Annotated in this window: 15 protein-coding genes and 1 riboswitch; of the genes, 10 read left to right on the top strand and 5 right to left on the bottom strand. The window is 66.3% G+C overall.

All coding sequences use genetic code 11. The features are described from left to right. Positions 1 to 16: 16 nt before the first annotated feature. From J3489_RS06110 to J3489_RS06065, 10 genes are all read left to right on the top strand, one after another. Positions 17 to 940 (top strand): LysR family transcriptional regulator, encoded by a 924-nt coding sequence (locus J3489_RS06110; protein WP_206996816.1) that lies wholly within the window; start codon positions 17 to 19, stop codon positions 938 to 940. 361 nt (positions 941 to 1,301) lie between these two features. Beyond that, entirely contained in the window at positions 1,302 to 2,159 is an 858-nt protein-coding gene (locus tag J3489_RS06105; protein WP_206996815.1) for an MBL fold metallo-hydrolase, read from the top strand. Between the two features lie 672 nt (positions 2,160 to 2,831). Next, positions 2,832 to 4,241 carry an MFS transporter gene (locus tag J3489_RS06100; protein WP_206996814.1) on the top strand — a complete coding sequence of 470 codons (1,410 nt, stop codon included), beginning with the start codon at positions 2,832 to 2,834 and terminating at the stop codon, positions 4,239 to 4,241. Positions 4,242 to 4,272: 31 nt separating this feature from the next. Continuing rightward, positions 4,273 to 5,295, top strand: coding sequence for a substrate-binding domain-containing protein (locus tag J3489_RS06095; protein WP_206996813.1), 1,023 nt, complete (start codon positions 4,273 to 4,275; stop codon positions 5,293 to 5,295). Between the two features lie 155 nt (positions 5,296 to 5,450). Beyond that, positions 5,451 to 6,503: an ABC transporter substrate-binding protein gene (locus J3489_RS06090; protein ID WP_374193431.1), complete on the top strand. Its 1,053-nt coding sequence runs from the start codon at positions 5,451 to 5,453 to the stop codon at positions 6,501 to 6,503. Between the two features lie 75 nt (positions 6,504 to 6,578). Next, complete coding sequence (locus tag J3489_RS06085) at positions 6,579 to 7,403, top strand: ABC transporter permease (protein ID WP_206996811.1); 825 nt, start codon at positions 6,579 to 6,581, stop codon at positions 7,401 to 7,403. A 61-nt stretch (positions 7,404 to 7,464) separates the two neighbouring features. Continuing rightward, positions 7,465 to 8,325 (top strand): ABC transporter permease, encoded by an 861-nt coding sequence (locus tag J3489_RS06080; protein ID WP_242539832.1) that lies wholly within the window; start codon positions 7,465 to 7,467, stop codon positions 8,323 to 8,325. Between the two features lie 33 nt (positions 8,326 to 8,358). Continuing rightward, positions 8,359 to 9,420, top strand: coding sequence for an ABC transporter ATP-binding protein (locus tag J3489_RS06075; protein WP_206996809.1), 1,062 nt, complete (start codon positions 8,359 to 8,361; stop codon positions 9,418 to 9,420). Positions 9,421 to 9,462: 42 nt separating this feature from the next. Continuing rightward, positions 9,463 to 10,290, top strand: coding sequence for a phosphodiesterase (locus tag J3489_RS06070; protein ID WP_206996808.1), 828 nt, complete (start codon positions 9,463 to 9,465; stop codon positions 10,288 to 10,290). Positions 10,291 to 10,466: 176 nt separating this feature from the next. Continuing rightward, positions 10,467 to 11,675, top strand: a complete 1,209-nt coding sequence (locus tag J3489_RS06065) for an MFS transporter (RefSeq protein WP_206996807.1) — start codon at positions 10,467 to 10,469, stop codon at positions 11,673 to 11,675. Positions 11,676 to 11,776: 101 nt separating this feature from the next. Here the strand turns inward: J3489_RS06065 and J3489_RS06060 are convergent, their stop codons facing one another. The 5 genes from J3489_RS06060 to J3489_RS06040 all read right to left on the bottom strand — a co-directional run bounded on the left by J3489_RS06060 (position 11,777) and on the right by J3489_RS06040 (position 16,201). After that, the gene (locus J3489_RS06060; protein ID WP_206996806.1) at positions 11,777 to 12,688 is read right to left on the bottom strand and encodes an EamA family transporter; all 912 of its coding nucleotides are present in this window, start codon (positions 12,686 to 12,688) and stop codon (positions 11,777 to 11,779) included. A 382-nt stretch (positions 12,689 to 13,070) separates the two neighbouring features. Then, positions 13,071 to 13,868: a molybdopterin-dependent oxidoreductase gene (locus tag J3489_RS06055; protein ID WP_206996805.1), complete on the bottom strand. Its 798-nt coding sequence runs from the start codon at positions 13,866 to 13,868 to the stop codon at positions 13,071 to 13,073. A gap of 17 nt (positions 13,869 to 13,885) precedes the next feature. Further along, positions 13,886 to 14,527, bottom strand: coding sequence for a cytochrome b/b6 domain-containing protein (locus J3489_RS06050; RefSeq protein WP_206996804.1), 642 nt, complete (start codon positions 14,525 to 14,527; stop codon positions 13,886 to 13,888). A gap of 66 nt (positions 14,528 to 14,593) precedes the next feature. Continuing rightward, positions 14,594 to 15,475 carry a DUF1223 domain-containing protein gene (locus tag J3489_RS06045; RefSeq protein WP_206996803.1) on the bottom strand — a complete coding sequence of 294 codons (882 nt, stop codon included), beginning with the start codon at positions 15,473 to 15,475 and terminating at the stop codon, positions 14,594 to 14,596. 228 nt (positions 15,476 to 15,703) lie between these two features. Next, positions 15,704 to 16,201: a hypothetical protein gene (locus J3489_RS06040; protein ID WP_206996802.1), complete on the bottom strand. Its 498-nt coding sequence runs from the start codon at positions 16,199 to 16,201 to the stop codon at positions 15,704 to 15,706. 156 nt (positions 16,202 to 16,357) lie between these two features. Further along, positions 16,358 to 16,485, top strand: a riboswitch (TPP riboswitch). The last annotated feature ends 12 nt before the right edge of the window (positions 16,486 to 16,497 follow it).

The raw sequence follows: 16,497 nt of genomic DNA, 5'->3' as shown, positions 1-16,497 counted from the left end.
TTTATGGAGAAATACCATGCTCGATCTGAATGATCTGGCAATGTTCGTCCAGGTGGTCCGCGCCGGCAGCTTCTCCGAGGCGGCGCGCCGTCTGCGCATGCCGGCGAATACGCTGAGCCGGCGCATCGATCAACTCGAAGGGCAGCTCGGCACACGTCTGCTGCATCGCTCGACACGCAAACTCGCGCCGAGCACGGAAGGTCAGACGCTGTTCGAGCGCTATGCGCCGGCGCTTGACCAGATCTTCGAGATCGGGCGGCTCCATGCGGATGAGCAGGCACCTTCCGGCTCGGTTCGCGTCGCCTCGATGGCAGGCCTGTTCGAACTCATCGGCATGGAATGGCTGGTCGAGTTCTACATGCGCTATCCACACATCAGCCTCGACTTCCTGCTCGACGATACGCCGACCGATCTGATCTCCGAGCGCATCGATCTGGCCTTGCGCATGGGCATCGAGACCGGTAGCGGCTTTAAGGTACGTCGGCTGGCGCCGAGTGCAATGATCCTCGCGGCGAGTCCGGCCTATCTGGAACGGCGTTCAGCACCACGCACGCTGCGCGAACTGGCCGCACACGACTGTCTGACGATTTCCAATCGCCAGGGTCGCAACACGTGGCGTCTACAGGGTCCGCGCGGAAGTCAGGAGGTGTCGATCAACAGCCGGTTCGCGGTCAACGACATGCGAGTGCTGGCGCAGGCCTGTATGGCTGGACTGGGTATTGCGTTACTGCCGCAGTTAATCGTCGAGCCAGTCATCGCGCAGGGGAAACTGGTGCGCGTGCTGCCGACCTATCGGCGCACGAGCACCGGCCTCGGCCTGCAGCTCGTCTACACGAGCCGCCCACCGGTGCCGCCCGCAGTAGCGGTCTTTGCCGAATTTCTATTGGAGAAACTGGGCGAAGCGATGACGGACCCCTCACAGAACCATGCCAACCGATAAGTTCGTCGCCTTACCCTGGGCGGGCGACGCGTAAGAGTCGATTCACCGCCGAACAGATCTTCGCGCGCTCATGTCGGCGATACGACGGTTCAAGCTTGTGCCGACCGGTAGTAAGGAGTTGAGGCGTTAGCGCTATATTGACTGACACACCCGCGGAACACGAGCTGGACCATGCGAGCAACTGTACTTTAATGGTCGCGTGACAATCGCTCCGAGGACCGCGAGACGCCCACGATCGTCGAGCCGGCGGCGGCGCGCGCCAGCACCGGCGACGTGCGCATGCGGGTCGAGCCAGTAGCCGTATCGCGGGCTGCGGCCGACAGGACACCAATACGGCGTTATCTCGGACCTGGAGCATCAAATGAAGCCCACACGCAATACCGACTCCGTCCCAGGGGACTGGTACATCGACACAGCGTGCATCAATTGTGGTGCATCGCGTCACGTCGCGCCTGGGCTGATTGTCGAACGAAACGACAAGAGTGTCTTCGCTCGGCAGCCCGTCACGCCGGAAGAGCAGCTTGCTGCCTGGCGTGCGGTGCTCGTATGTCCTACAGCATCGGTACGCAGCGAGGCGAAACAGCCTCGTCCGAACGCCGCGATCTTTCCGCAGCAGATCACATCGGGTGTGTGGCGCTGCGGATTCAACGCACGGTCGTCGTTCGGCGCACATTCTTATTTTGCCGCGCGTCCGGACGGCAATCTGCTGATCGACTCGCCGCGCTATGCGGCGGAGCTCGTGAAATGGTTTGACGACATCGGTGGTATTGCGCACATCCTTCTGTCGCATCGTGACGACGTTGCAGACGCAGATAAATACGCGCGTCGATTCGGCGCGCGCGTCTGGATTCACCGAGAGGACTTGTCGGCTGCCCCATATGCTACGGATCTGCTCGACGACGGGTCAGCACCGAGCATCGCGGCCGGCGTGCGCGCGGTCCCTATGCCCGGGCACACTCGGGGTAGCGTCGTGTACCTGCTCGATGATCGCGTGCTGTTCTCGGGTGATTCGCTTGCCTGGAGCCCGCGCGAGCGGGACCTCGTCGCATTCCGGGACGCGTGCTGGTACTCATGGACAGAGCTCACCGAATCGCTGAGCAAGCTGGCCGCGTATCGCTTCGAATGGTTGCTTCCGGGTCACGGTTGGCTCGCGCACTTGCCAGCCGAGGAAATGAGTGCTCGCTTGCTCGCGTTAGTTGCGCGCATGCGAAAGGATTGAAGTCGCCGGAATACCGCCTTCCGGCATGACGCGTTTCGAATCCGTCGGCTTCAAGCTCATCACGGAACTTGTCGGAAGAATTCATGGTGCCCGGGACCGGACTCGAACCGGCAAGCCGTTAAGCGGCGGATTTTCGTCACACTGAATCTTTCGAAGCCGGCGACGCGCACATCGCCGTTCGTGCGCTGGACTATGCCTTCGCCATGGCATGCCGCACGAGCTTTTCGCGCAGCGAGCGGTAGGCGCCCCCCGTCTAGTCTCTACACCTTCCAGAAGCGGCCGTCGCGGCCGGTATCGGGCTTGGCTCGGCGTTGCCTCGGTCAAAAGCGCGGCGCGTATCGTTCGCGAGCGCATGGGGAACCAGGGGTTTCACCGAATTTGAAGGGTTCTGCACCGGCCGTTTCCGGCTCGGGCACTCAATTTTTTAAGTCCGCTATGTTTACCAATTTCATCACCCGGGCAGGGCGGACGCGATTCTACCATTGCCCCGCCGCTGCACCAACTGCGCGCCGGAACGCACCGGCATGCCAAGGAAACCGAGGCTGATCGCCCGTTCCGTTTCAGGTCGCGGCCGCATCGCGAACACCCGGGTCACGCTTCGATCCGCGTCGAAACATCGGCCGATGTCCGCTGCTACGCTGGTTATCGAATTTCATCCGACCGGAAACTTCGATGACCCACCCCACCGCGCGCCGCGTCCTCGCGGCGACCAGCATCAGCTATACCGTCGTGTTGCTCGACGCGTCGATCGTCAACGTCGCGCTGAAGGCGATCGGCCATACGCTCGACAGCAACGTGACCGGCCTGCAATGGGTCGTCAACGCCTACACGCTGACCTTCGCGAGCCTCCTGTTGACGGGCGGCACACTCGGCGACCGGTTCGGTTCGCGCAACGTCTATCTCGCCGGCCTCGCAGTGTTCGCCTCTGCTTCCGCGTTGTGCGGCTGCGCGCCGAACCTCGCGGCGCTGACGCTTGCGCGCGCGTTGCAGGGCGTCGGCAGCGCGATGCTCGTGCCGTGCTCGCTCGCGCTCATCAATCACGCGCATCCCGATCCGGCCAGGCGCGCGGCGGCGGTGAGCCTGTGGATGGGCTGCGGCGGCGTCGCGATGGCGGCGGGGCCGCCGATCGGCGGGCTGCTGATCCATCTGCTCGGCTGGCGCAGCATCTTCTTCGTGAACGTGCCGATCGGGCTCGCCGGCCTCTGGCTGACGTTGTCGGTCGAGCGTGACGCGGCCTCGAAGCGCCGCCACTTCGACTGGTCCGGACAGGCCGCCGCGATCGTCGCGCTCGGCACGCTGATCGCCGTGTTGATCGAAGGCGCTGTGCTGGGCTGGACCTCGCCCGTGATTCTGGCGGGGATCGTCGTTTGCGCGCTCGCGTGGATGGCGTTCATCCTCATCGAGGCACGCGGGCGCAATCCGATGCTGCCGCTGCAATTCTTCCGCAGCCCCTTGTTCTGCGGCTCGACGTTCGTCTCGATGGCGTCGGCGTTCGTGTTCTACGGCATGCTCTTCACGTTCAGTCTCTTCTACCAGCAGGTGCGCGGCGATTCACCCCTCGATGCCGGGCTCGCGTTCCTGCCGATGACCGTCATGGTCGCGCTCGGCGGGCTCTCGTCGAGCCGCCTCGTCAAGCGCTTCGGCGAGCGCCGGTCGATGTGCGCGGCGTTCGGCCTGTATGCGGCGGGCGCGCTCGGCATGACGCTGTCGACGGCACATTCGCCCTACTGGACCGCCATCGCGCCGATGCTCGCGATCGGTCTTGCGTCGGGCTTCATTTCGCCGGCCGCGACGTCGCCCGCGCTCGGCACGGTCGAGAAAAGCCGCGCAGGCGTCGCGGCGGCGGTGCTGAATTCCGCGCGTCAAAGCGGCGCGGCGCTCGGCGTGGCGATCTTCGGCACGTTCATTTCGGCGCTGCACGCGTTCCAGGCGGCCATGAACGTGGCGCTCGGGGTGGTCGCCGCGGTCTCGGCAGTCGCCGCCGCGATTTGGTGGACGACCCGCCGCTCCCCCCGCCAAGGCACCAGCAGTGCGCAAAGCCGTCATGTGAAGGACATATTATTTTCAGATAATCCCCCTTAACGAAAACGTTTACATCAGGGCCACGACCAGGATGAAGCACACCATCAAGGATGTCGCCGCCTATGCCGGCTTTTCGATCGCCACTGTTTCGCGCGCGATCAACGCCCCCCATTCCGTGAACCGCGTCACCCTCGAAAAGATCCGCGAGGCGATCGACGCCCTTCAATTCACCCCCAACCCGCTCGGCCGCCAATTGCGCAGCGACCGCACGCGCCTGATCGGCGTCGTGCTCCCGACGCTGGCGAATCCCGTGTTCGCCGAATGCCTGCAAGGCATCGACGAATTGGCGTCGGCGCAAGGCTACCGGCTCATGTTGATGACGACGCAATACGACGCCGAGCGCGAGCGCCACGCGATCGAAACGTTGCGCGCGCAACGCGTCGAGGGCCTCATCCTGACGGTCGCCGATGCCGACACGCACCCGCTCCTCGACGCGCTCGACCGCGCGGGCCCGCACTACGTGCTGATGCACAACGACACGGTGCGCCGTCCGGCGGTGTCGGTCGACAACCGTCTCGCCGCCTACGAAGGCGTGCGCATGCTGATCGCGCACGGCCACCGGCGCATCCTGATGCTGGCCGGCACGCTCGCCGAGTCGGACCGCGCGCGGCTGCGCTATGTCGGCTATTCGCAGGCGATGCTGCAAGCGGGCCTTACGCCGGCCCCCGCGCTCGAAGTCGATTTCAATGCCGACGAACTCGCGCCTTCGGTGCTCGCGCATCTGACGACGGGCGCCAACCGCCCCACGGCGCTCTTCTGCAGCAACGACCTGCTCGCGATGGTCGTCATGCGCGGGCTGCGCCGTGCGTCGTACTCGGTGCCGGAGCAGATGTCGATCCTCGGCTTCGACGGCCTCGCGGTCGGCGAGCTGCTGTCGCCGCCGCTCGCAAGCCTGTGCACGCCGAACCGGGAGATCGGCTGCGCGGCGTGGCAGCGTCTCATGAACCGCATCGAAGGCACGGACAACGGCGAATCGCTCTCGCTCACGCTGCCGCATACGCTGCGCGAAGGCGAGACGCTCTGCGCGATTTCCGATACCGTCGGCCACCGGTGAGCGGGCCGCTCGCCGCCTGACCGGCCGCGTGATCTGTCCGATCAACTGCCGCGTCGAGCAGAACCACCCGCAACACCACCACACCAATAAGCCGCATCCCTTTGCCAGCAAGGAGACCCGCTGTGACACGTCGTTCACTTTCCGTTCGCGCGCACCTGCGCCGTCTGTTTGGCAGGGCCGGTGCCGCCGCGCTGGCCGCTGCCGTGCTCCAGGCGGCCGTGCCCGCCGCCGGCGTCGCGCTCTTCGCCGCGCCGCAGCCCGCGCACGCCGACGAAACCGCGATCTGCTACAACTGCCCGCCCGAATGGGCCGACTGGGCGAGCCAGATCCAGGCGATCCAGCAGAAGACCGGCGTCCGCGTGCCGTTCGACAACAAGAACTCGGGCCAGGCGATCGCGCAATTGATGGCCGAGCAGAAGAGCCCGGTGGCGGACGTGGTGTATCTCGGCGTGTCGTCGGCGTTCCAGGCGAAGGACAAGGGCGTGATCCAGCCGTACAAGCCTGCGCACTGGAACGACATCCCCGCGAACATGAAGGACCCGCAAGGGTACTGGTTCGCGATCCACTCGGGCACGCTCGGCTTTTTCGTCAACAAGGACGCGCTCGAAGGCAAGCCCGTACCGCGTTCGTGGGCCGATCTGCTCAAGCCCGAGTACAAGGGCATGATCGGCTACCTCGATCCGTCGAGCGCGTTCGTCGGCTATGCGGGCGCGGTCGCGGTCAACCTCGCGCTAGGGGGCTCGCTCGACAATTTCGAGCCGGGCCTGAACTGGTTTCGTCAGTTGAAGGCGAACGCGCCGATCGTGCCGAAGCAGACCGCCTACGCGCGTGTATTGTCCGGTGAAATTCCGATCCTGCTGGACTACGATTTCGATGCGTACCGCGCGAAGTACAAGGATCACGCGAACGTCGAATTCGTGATTCCGAAGGAAGGCACGATCTCGGTGCCGTACGTGATGAGCCTCGTGAAGGGTGCGCCGCACGAAGCTTCGGCCAAGAAGGTGCTCGACTTCGTGCTCTCCGACGAGGGGCAGAAGCTGTGGGCGAATGCGTATCTGCGGCCGGTGCGCGCGAACCAGATGAGCGCCGACGCCGCCTCGAAGTTCCTCCCCGCGAGCGACTACGCGCGCGCCAAGCCCGTGGACTTCGCGAAGATGGCCGAGAAGCAGCAGGCCTTCGGCGAACAGTATCTGCAGATCATGCATTGATCGCAGCAGCGATGCAGGGTGCTGCGTTTGAACGAACGCGGCGCCCTGCCGTCGCACTTTGAAGCGTCTTTCCCCATGCACGACATTACGTTTCCGCTGCGCTGGCGCATCGCGCTGATCGCGCCGGCGCTGGCCGTCTTCGCCGCGTTCTGGCTGCTGCCGATGGGCATGCTCGCCCAGGTCAGCGCCGACGGCCATGCGTTCGACACTTACCGCGCGCTGATCGCCAACGCGCGCTACATGAGGAGCCTCGGCGCGACCGTGGCGTTGTCCGCCGCGGTGACCTTCGCGACGCTCGCGCTCTCGGTCATCTCGGGCCTCCTCCTCGCGCGCCGCGAATTCTTCGGCAAGCGCACGCTGCTCGCGCTGCTCACGTTTCCGCTCGCGTTTCCCGGCGTCGTCGTCGGCTTCATGGTCATCATGCTCGCGGGGCGGCAAGGCTTGATCGGCGCGCTGTCGCTGCGGCTCACCGGCGACAAGTGGGTGTTCGCCTATTCGATGACCGGCCTCTTCTTCGGCTACCTGTACTTCTCGATTCCGCGCGTGATCGTGACCGTGATGGCGTCCGCGACGAAGCTCGACCGCTCGCTCGAAGAAGCCGCGCGCTCGCTCGGCGCGTCGCCGTGGCAGATCATGCGCGACATCGTGCTGCCGGCGCTCTCCCCCGGCCTCATCGCAGCGGGAGCCGTGTGCTTCGCGACTGCGATGGGCGCGTTCGGCACCGCGTTCACGCTCGCGACCGATATCGACGTGCTGCCGATGACGATCTACACCGAGTTCACGCTCAACGCGAACATGGTGACGGCGGCGGGGTTGTCGATCGTGCTCGGCATCGTGACGTGGCTCGTGCTCGCCGTCGCGCGCAACGTGACGGGTTCCGCCGTTGCGGCCACGGCTTGAGGAAACCTCGATGAGCACCACACTCGAGACGCACACCGAAGCATCCGCCCTGCGCCGCGCCATGCTGCGCGTCAAAGACAGCGTCTCGCTGCGCCATTTTCTGGCGGCCGGACAGTGGGCCGTCACGCTCCTGATCTGCGCGTTCCTGATCGTGCCGGTCGTGATGTCGATCCTTGCGGGCCTGACCGTCAACTACTTCCGAGGCGTGTCGAGCGGCCTCACGCTGCAGTGGCTTGGCCAAGTGTGGACGCAGTATCGCGACTCCGTGTTCCTCTCGCTCGAAATCGCCTTGGCCACGCTGGTCATCACGCTCATCATCGGCGTGCCCGCCGGATACGTGCTCGCGCGCAGCAAGACGCGCGCCTCGCGCATCGTCGAAGAACTGCTCGTGCTGCCGATCGCGCTGCCGGGTCTCGCCTCGGCGCTCGCGCTGCTCGTGCTCTACGGCGGCATCACCGTGTTTCGCACGAGCGCGGCCTTCATCGTCGTCGGCCATGTGGTGTTCACGCTGCCGTTCATGGTGCGTGCCGTGGCCGCAGTGGCGTCGAGCACCGATCTGCGCACCCTCGAAGAAGGCGCGGCGAGCCTCGGCGCCACCTTCTGGCAGCGCTTCACGACGATCGTGCTGCCGAACGTGCGGCCCGGCATCGTCGCGGGCGCGCTCGCCGTGCTGACGCTCTCGATCGGCGAATTCAACCTGACCTGGATGCTGCACACGCCCGATACGAAGACGCTCCCCGTCGGCCTCGCCGATACCTACGCGTCGCTGCGCATCGAAATCGGCAGCGCGTACACGATCCTCTTTTTCATCATGACGATGCCGCTGCTCGTCGCGATGCAATGGCTAGGCGTGGATGCGACGGGCCAGCGCCGCTTAGGTAAAAAACCAGGCAAAAAAAGCCCGGCGTCCCGCGCTTCCTGACTCCCCCGCTCGAACTCGAACGACCCGACCACGATGAAACTCGCCCCCGTTCCCATCACGCTCACGCAATGCGCGAAGACCTTTCGCGGCACGCGCGTGCTCGAGCCGCTCGACCTCGCGATCGGCGCCGGCGAAACGCTCGTGCTGCTCGGGCCCTCCGGCTGCGGCAAGACGACGACGCTGCGCATCATCGCCGGCCTCGAGTCGCCCGACGCGGGCGGCCAAGTGCGCTTCGGCGACGACGACGTGACGCGCCTGCCGATCGAGCGCCGCCAAGTCGGCATGGTGTTCCAGAGCTATGCGCTCTTTCCGAACCTGACCGTGCGCGGCAACATCGGCTACGGCCTGAAGATCAACAAGACCGATGCGGGGCTCGCGCGCCAGCGCGTCGACGAACTGCTCGCGATGATGCGGCTCGACGCGCACGCCGACAAACCGATCGATCAGCTCTCGGGCGGTCAACGGCAACGCGTCGCGCTCGCCCGCGCGCTCGCGCTGCAGCCGCGCGTGCTCCTGCTCGACGAGCCGCTCACCGCGCTCGACGCGCGCCTGCGCGACACGTTGCGAAGCGAGATGAACGCGCTTTTGCGCAGCCTCGGCGTAACGACGATCTACGTGACGCACGATCAGGCCGAAGCGATGGAGCTCGGCGACCGCATCGTCGTGATGAGCGCGGGCCGCATCGAGCAGACCGGCACGCCGCGCGACATCTACTTCCGGCCCGCGAACCGGACCGTCGCGCAATTCGTCGGCACGATCAACCGGCTTGCGGGACAATGGCGCGACGGCGCGTTCGAAACGACGGGCGGCAGCATCGTGCTCGCTCGAGGCGTCAGCCGGACCCAGGCACCGGGCCCGACGCAGACACCGGAACTGTTCTTCCGCCCCGAAGACGCGCATCTGGCCGATCCGGCCCATGCGCAACTGCGCGGCACGATCGAAGCGGTGTCGTTTCTCGGCGAGCGCACGCGGCTCACGATCGGCGGCGCGGCGCCCGATGCGCTTCTCATCGACGTCGCCGGCCGCGTCGAGCTCGCGCGCGGCACGGCAGTCGGGATTTCGATCGCGCCCGAAGGGCTGATCGCACTCGCGTAGTCCGCCGTTCCACAACACATGACACTCTGAGAGAACCCCCACATGCTGCTGGCTCAAATCAGCGATCTGCACATCAAACGGCCCGGTGCGCTCGCGTATCAGCGCGTCGATACGGCCGCCTGTCTCGCGCGTTGCGTCGCGCGGCTCAATGCGCTCGAGCCGCGTCCCGATGCGGTGCTCGTGACGGGCGACCTCGTCGACCGCGGCAGTGCCGAGGAATACCGTCATCTGAAGACGCTGCTCGATCCGTTGCAGATCTCGTACTACCTGCTGATCGGCAATCACGACGATCGCGCCGCGCTGCGCGAAGTGTTCGCCGAACGCGCCGAGCTGCGCGAAGGCGGCGAATTCGTGCAGTACGCGATCGACGTCGGCCCGCTGCGCGTGATCGCGCTCGACTCGCAGGTGCCGCGTCAAAGCGGCGGCGACCTGTGCGACGCGCGGCTCGAGTGGCTCGCGCAACAGCTCGACGCCGCGGCCGGCCGGCCGGTCATCGTCGCGCTCCACCACCCGCCGTTCGTGTCGGGCATCGGCCATATGGACCGCATGCGTCTCGATGCGGCTGCCGCCGACAAGCTCGCCGCGATCGTGAGCCGCCATCCGAACGTCGAGCGCGTGCTGTGCGGACACGTCCACCGGCCGATGTTCACGCGCTTCGCCGGCACGATCGCCTCGGCCATCCCCGCTCCCGCGCATCAGGTGGCGCTCGATTTGCGCGACGAGGCACCGTCCGCGTTCCGCATGGAGCCGCCCGCGTTCGCGCTGCATCGCTACGAGCCGGCGACGGGGCTCGTCACGCACCACGCGTACGTCGACGAAGGCGAGGGACCGTATCCGTTCTACGAACCGACAGGCGCGCTGATCGACTGACGAAGTCGCGTGCGAGCCAGGCTCGCCGAAGGGTGAAAGGCGGTTGAGAGGCAACCGGCGGGGTCCCGGCAGACTCGAAAAAGCTCCGGTATGATCGCTCGCTCAGTGTCGTTGCCGCACGATTTTTGTCGTGCTATGGCGCGGCGCCCCACTCGCTCGCACGCGTTGCCTCGTCCATGTCCGCTGCCGACTCCCGCCACTCCGACGCCTCGATCCACTATTCGCGCGGCATGCTGCTGTTGCTCGCGACGATCGCGGGCGTCTCGGTCGCCAACATCTATTACAACCAGCCGCTGCTCGACGCGTTACGCGCGTCGTTTCCGGCGGGCGCGCCGTGGATCGGCGCGGTGCCCGCTGCGACGCAGCTCGGCTACGCGGCCGGAATGTTCTTTCTCGCACCGCTCGGCGACCGCTTCGACAGGCGGCTCATCATCCTGCTGCAAATCGCGGGGCTGTCGCTTGCGTTGATCTTCGCGGCCGCGGCGCCTTCGCTCGTCGTGCTCGCGGCCGCGAGCCTCGCCATCGGCGTGCTTTCGACGATCGCGCAGCAGGCCGTGCCGTTCGCGGCAGAGCTCGCGCCCGCTGCGCAGCGCGGGCACGCGGTCGGCACCGTGATGAGCGGGCTGTTGCTCGGCATCCTGCTCGCACGGACGGCGGCGGGCTTCGTCGCGCAATACTTCGGCTGGCGCGCGGTGTTCGGCACGTCGGTTGCGGCGCTCGTCGTGCTCGCGGCGGTCGTCGTGATGCGCTTGCCGAGCAGCAAGCCGACCTCGACGCTGCCCTACGGCAAGCTGCTCGGCTCGATGTGGCACCTCGTCGTCGAATTGCATGGGTTGCGCGCCGCGTCGTTCACGGGCGCGGCGATTTTCGCGGCCTTCAGCCTCTTCTGGTCGGTGCTGACGTTTCTGCTCGCGGGCGCGCCGTTTCATTTGGGACCGCAGGCAGCGGGCCTGTTCGGCATTGTCGGCGCGGCGGGCGCGATGGCGGCACCGCTAGCCGGGCGCGTTGCCGACAAGCGCGGACCGCGCGCGATCATTTCGTTCTCGATCGGGCTCGTGGCGATGGCGTTCGTGATCTTTGTTTTTTCCGGAGCGAGCATTGCGGGACTCATCGCCGGCGTAATCATCCTCGACGTCGGCGTGCAGGCCGCGCAGATATCGAACCAGTCGCGCATCTATGCGCTCAAGCCCGAAGCGCGCAGCCGCGTGAATACGGTGTTCATGGTTTGCTACTTCATCGGCGGCGCGACCGGCTCTGCGGTGGGCGCCGTCGTGTGGCGCAATTTCGGATGGACCGGCGTGTGCATTGCGGGCTTCCTGTTCGCGGCGCTCGCCGCGTGGGTGCACTCGCGGCGCGAGCCGGCTGCCGCGCGGCAAACCGCTTAGTTCAGACTTCAGACATCCTCGTCGTCCGCACCGCTGTTCGATGCGTGAAACGCCAGCCGATGCGCGATCACGAAGCACACGAGGGCGACGCCGAGGCAAAATCAGCCGGCCTTGCGCCGGTCGAACCGGAACGACAGCGCGACGCTCGCGAGAATCACGCCGGTCGCAATCACGGTCCAGCGGGTGACCGGCTCGCCGAGGATCAACGCGCCGAGCGCGACCGCGACCACCGGATTCACGTACATGCAGCTGCTCGCGATGATCGGGCTCGTGTGCCGGATCAGGAATCCGTACGCGATATACGCCAACATCGTGCCGACCAGCATCAGGTAAAGAAACGAGACGACCGGCCAGAACTGGATGGCGAGAAACCGCTCGCCCACGATCCACGCGACGACCGTCGAGATCGCGCCGCCGAGGCCGATCTGCAGCGCCGTCGACAGAAACAGATCGGACGGCAGCTTCAGACGCCCCGCCAGATGCGCGCCGCCCGCCCAGAAAAGCGCGCCGCCGAGAATCACGATGGTGCCGAGCGTCGAGCTCGGCGACGCATCGCCATGGTTGAGCACGACGATCCCGAAGAGCCCGAGGCCCACCGCCGCCCACTCGCCTTTCGCGATCTGCCGGCCGGCGACGGCCGCGATCACCGTCGCGAAGAGCGGCACGGTCGCGACCATGACCGCCGCTGTGCCGGTGCCGACGCTGCGCATGCCGAGCGCGAGCAGCCCGCTCGACAGCCCGACGAGCATCGTGCCGACGATCCCCGCGTTGCGCACTTCGAGCAGCGTCGGCATGGCGGGTTTGCGCCGCACCGCGACCACGAAGAGGCCGATGCCGGCAAACAGATTGCGCAGCCCGGAAAGCAAGAGCGGCGGGAACGATTCGAGCGCAACGTGCACCGCGAGGTAGGTCGATCCCCACACGAGATAGACGACGGCGAGCGCAAGCGCAACCTGGCCGTTGCGCGATTGCGGCAGACGCAGACGGAACGCAAGAGAGAAACGCGGTGTCATGCGCTTAGCCCGCCCGGACCGGTAGGCGTTCAGCACACGCGGGAGTCGCAAGACGGCTTGAGCGCGTGCGCCGCGTCGCGGACGCGGCAAACCGGGCAAGACAGGACGGCATGTCGAACAGATAAAGCAAGAAGGCCGGAATTCGCGGCCCATAAAGAGATGACGGGCGCTTTTAGAGCGCCCGTCGCGTACCGGCAGCATTATGCAATATGGAATCGCAAACGAACGCCGAGCCAGTCGGAAGAAATGTAAGTGATGTTTGCGAGCGACAGTCGGCGCCTTCGGTTGGCACCTTCAGTTGGCACCTTCAAGCAGCGCCGCGCAATTCAACGCTCGACCGGCAGCCGCATCGATAAATCGCCAGGCGAATCGCATGAGCGCGTCAAGACCCGCCGAACCAGTTGTACCCCTGGTCGGGCCAATAGCCGCCGGGGTAAGTGTTGGTCACGAAGATCTCCATGATGTGCTTCGGGTTCTTGTAGCCGAGCTTGGTCGGCATGCGCAGCTTCATCGGAAAGCCGTACTGCGGCGGCAGCGTCTGGCCGTCGTATTGAAACGTGAGAAGCGTTTGCGGATGCAGGGCCGTCGGCATGTCGATGCTCTCGTAATAGTCGTCCGCGCATTTGAAGCCGACATATTTCGCGCTCGTATCCGCCCCCACGCGGCGCAGAAAATCCGAAAACGGCGTGCCGCCCCAATGCCCGATCGCACTCCACCCTTCCACGCAGATATGCCGCGTGATCTGCTCCGCGTGCGGCAGCGCGTAAAGCTCGGGGAGCGTCCACGTGCGCTTGCCGGCGACGAGGCCGCTCAACTGCAGCTTGAAGTCGCTGCCGTCGACATCGGGCACATCGTCGATGCCGTAGTACGCGTTGAACGGAAATGGCCGCGTCAGCTGCGCTTCGGAGTAGGTCGGCGCGAGCCGCTGCGGATCGAAGAGCCAAGCCTGCACGCGGTCGTTCATCCGTGACACCTTCATCAGGAACGCGTTGACCGATTTGTCGTCGGTCAGCGAGCAGCCCGTCAGCATCAGGAGACCGCCGAGGGTCAGCACGCGTTTGCCGAACGCACGGCGGGAGGGCAAGGCGAGTTCGCGCCGCACGTCCGTCAGGATCGCCCGGCGATCGAGCGCGGCGCCATCGGCCGCGGCCTTTGCGAGGTTGGGATCGGCTGGTTTCATGATGATTTACCTTTGCCCTATCGTCCGCGCAGCATCGCGATCAGCGAGCGCGGCACGAGTACGACCATCGCCAGATGCACGACGAGAAACGCGAACAGCACCGACATCGCACAGAAGTGCACGACGCGCGCCGAGTCGTAGCCGCCCAACAGTTCGCGCAGCAGCGGAAACTGCACGGACTTCCAGATCGCGAGGCCCGACAGCACGAGCACGATCAGATCGGCGATCACGACCAGGTAGGCGAGCTTCTGCACCGCGTTGTAATGGCGCAGATCGGCATGCGAGAGCTTGCCGGTCAGCGCGCCCGCGAGATCGCGGATCACCGCACGCGGCGAAAGCGGGAAGAACTTGCGAAAGAAGCGGCCGCTCGCGAGGTTCAGCACGAGATAGACGATCCCGTTGAAGACGAGCAGCCACATCGCTGCGAAGTGCCATTGCAGCGCGCCCGCGAGCCAGCCGCCGAGCGCGATCTCGGGCGGGAACATGAAGCTCGTGAAGAGCGGCGACGCGTCGTAGATCTGCCAGCCCGAGAGCATCATTGCGATCGCGGCAAGCGCGTTGAGCCAGTGCGTGATGCGGACCCAGGCCGGATGCACGGGTGCGCCGCGCCGTTCATCCGGCCCCTCGGCGGGTCTTGCGCGAGCTTGTGAAGTGGACATCGTGGCCTCCTTCGATTGCGCCGCGCGCAGGCCGGCGGCCCGCTGCGCGGCAGGGTGCGCGTGACATCAGCGGCACGCGGGCAGATCGGCGGCTTGCAGCACGTCGCCGGTCGCCGCGTCCTCGACGAACGCGGCCACGCCGAAGCGGCCGGGTGGCGCGGCGTCGCTGGCGTCCGCGGCAAGCACGACATCGCGGCGAATTCGCGCGACGCCGCCGACGAGCGGCACCGGGCCCAGCCACTCGCGCACGACGCGGTCGTGATGCAGCGTCGCCCCGCGGTTCTCGCCCGCGCCGACCTGCGAGCTGAGCTGGTTCTCATAGACCGCGACATAGGCATTCAGCGTGTGCGGCACGCTCGAGCGCGCGGTGAATTGCGCGTCGACGCCGAGCGCGAGCGCGTCCGCCCCGGCCCCCAAGCCGGAGCCGCCTCCCGCGCCGGCCTCACTCGCGGGGCCCGGCCCGGCGGGCAATAACAGGATCGACACATCGGCTTGCGCGGGCTGCGCCGCCAGCTCGTGAAGCCGCGCGTCGAAGTCCGCCGCGGCCCAGTCGCGCAATTCGCGGCCGGCGACAAACACCTCAGGCGTATAGATCAGGTGACCGCCGGCATAGGCGGCGAGACGCTCCTGGCGCACGGTGAAGCGATGCTGCGAAAAGCGGTCGGCCCAGCCGAGGCTGTTCCAGTAGTCGACATGCAGCTCGAGCGGCACGAAGCCTGCGCCCGGGCTGCCGTCATGCAATTGGCTGAGCCACCGGTCGGCCGGCGGACAACTGCTGCAGCCCTCGCTGCTGTAAAGCTCGACGAGCGCGACGCGATGCGCGGGACTGTGCGCGCTGCACGCCTCGCCGGCCAGCGCGAGGCCGTTCGCGACGCCGAGCCAAGCCGTCAACGCGATCGCCCACGCCGCCCGCTGCCATATCGCTTTCGTGTGCGTCCTGGTGTGCATGATGCCTCCTGTGCCCCAGACTTCCTGCGGGGCCCCGGGCCGCCCCAAAGGGCGGAGCAGGGAATTCGCGGAGCACTGCTCCGCGCCTGCGCAGCCGGCCGGCTTTGCAAAGCCGGCCGTGGACGGCAGCCGCCTCTCGACCTACGAGATGTACGTTAGTCGAGCGCACGCGCGAGAGATGACAGCGCCGGCAATATTTTTAACAGGGGACAACCGCGAGGCCGCGCCTCAGTCGTAACTCATGACCAACGTGACCGGCTTGGGGTCCGCCTGCAGATTGCCGCGCGGCACGGACAACGACAGCACGCCGCCTTCCGGGCGCAAGTGGTAACGCCCGTCCGGCCGCCACGGAAAGGCCCGCCCTTTCGGATCGACGAAGTTCGTCACGACATCGTTCTTCGGATTCGGCCCGATCGTCGACTGCGCCGCGCCGTTCGCGACAAAAGACACGTCCGCGCCCGGCGCGTCGGCATTCGGCGCCGAGAACGTAACCTTCAGCCCATGGCTCGTGCGTGCGACCGCCGGGGTGTCCGCCCCGGCGGCCGGCGAGATCGGCGCGGTGCTGATGGCGAAGCTCGGCCCGACGATGCGGCCGACGAACGTGATGGTGCCGCCCGGCCCGCTCATCGAACCGGCCGCCGACGAGGGCATCGGCATCGTCGCGGCCGCCCCCGCACACAATGCGGCGGCTAGCAGTGTCGAGGGGTGAAAGGTGCGCGCGCTCATCATGGACTCCCGGTTGGCTGCCGCGTGGCGGCTGAATGGTTGTTCACAACGGTTTATCGGCTCTGTCTCGAAATTCGGAGGATGTCAAACTGCCGCGCAGCGCAACGTCCGAGAATGCCGGTTGCCAATCTGCGGCGACCCGGTGTATCTTGTGCGCTGCTAACGCGGGGGTCCTGTGTTGCGCTAGAGCTGATAGTTCATAGCAATGGCGTTGCGCGGGTGAGAAATACCCTTTGAACCTGATCTGGATAATGCCAGCGCAGGGAAGCGTACGGGCTTCACCGCAATTCACCGCG

The organism is Trinickia mobilis (assembly GCF_017315705.1).
GTDB lineage: Bacteria > Pseudomonadota > Gammaproteobacteria > Burkholderiales > Burkholderiaceae > Trinickia_A > Trinickia_A mobilis.
The sequence above is the reverse complement of the archived record's forward strand: the minus strand, read 5'-3'. Positions and strand labels throughout refer to the sequence as shown.

Bases quoted from the DNA above. Each gene is read 5' to 3' on its own strand.
- J3489_RS06110 (WP_206996816.1), top strand. From the start codon at position 17: ATGCTCGATCTGAATGATCTGGCAATGTTCGTCCAGGTGGTCCGCGCC.
- J3489_RS06065 (WP_206996807.1), top strand. From the start codon at position 10,467: ATGTCCGCTGCCGACTCCCGCCACTCCGACGCCTCGATCCACTATTCG.
- J3489_RS06085 (WP_206996811.1), top strand. From the start codon at position 6,579: ATGCACGACATTACGTTTCCGCTGCGCTGGCGCATCGCGCTGATCGCG.
- J3489_RS06055 (WP_206996805.1), bottom strand. From the start codon at position 13,868: ATGAAACCAGCCGATCCCAACCTCGCAAAGGCCGCGGCCGATGGCGCC.
- J3489_RS06050 (WP_206996804.1), bottom strand. From the start codon at position 14,527: ATGTCCACTTCACAAGCTCGCGCAAGACCCGCCGAGGGGCCGGATGAA.
- J3489_RS06105 (WP_206996815.1), top strand. From the start codon at position 1,302: ATGAAGCCCACACGCAATACCGACTCCGTCCCAGGGGACTGGTACATC.
- J3489_RS06080 (WP_242539832.1), top strand. From the start codon at position 7,465: ATGCTGCGCGTCAAAGACAGCGTCTCGCTGCGCCATTTTCTGGCGGCC.
- J3489_RS06075 (WP_206996809.1), top strand. From the start codon at position 8,359: ATGAAACTCGCCCCCGTTCCCATCACGCTCACGCAATGCGCGAAGACC.
- J3489_RS06040 (WP_206996802.1), bottom strand. From the start codon at position 16,201: ATGAGCGCGCGCACCTTTCACCCCTCGACACTGCTAGCCGCCGCATTG.
- J3489_RS06070 (WP_206996808.1), top strand. From the start codon at position 9,463: ATGCTGCTGGCTCAAATCAGCGATCTGCACATCAAACGGCCCGGTGCG.
- J3489_RS06060 (WP_206996806.1), bottom strand. From the start codon at position 12,688: ATGACACCGCGTTTCTCTCTTGCGTTCCGTCTGCGTCTGCCGCAATCG.
- J3489_RS06100 (WP_206996814.1), top strand. From the start codon at position 2,832: ATGACCCACCCCACCGCGCGCCGCGTCCTCGCGGCGACCAGCATCAGC.
- J3489_RS06045 (WP_206996803.1), bottom strand. From the start codon at position 15,475: ATGCACACCAGGACGCACACGAAAGCGATATGGCAGCGGGCGGCGTGG.
- J3489_RS06095 (WP_206996813.1), top strand. From the start codon at position 4,273: ATGAAGCACACCATCAAGGATGTCGCCGCCTATGCCGGCTTTTCGATC.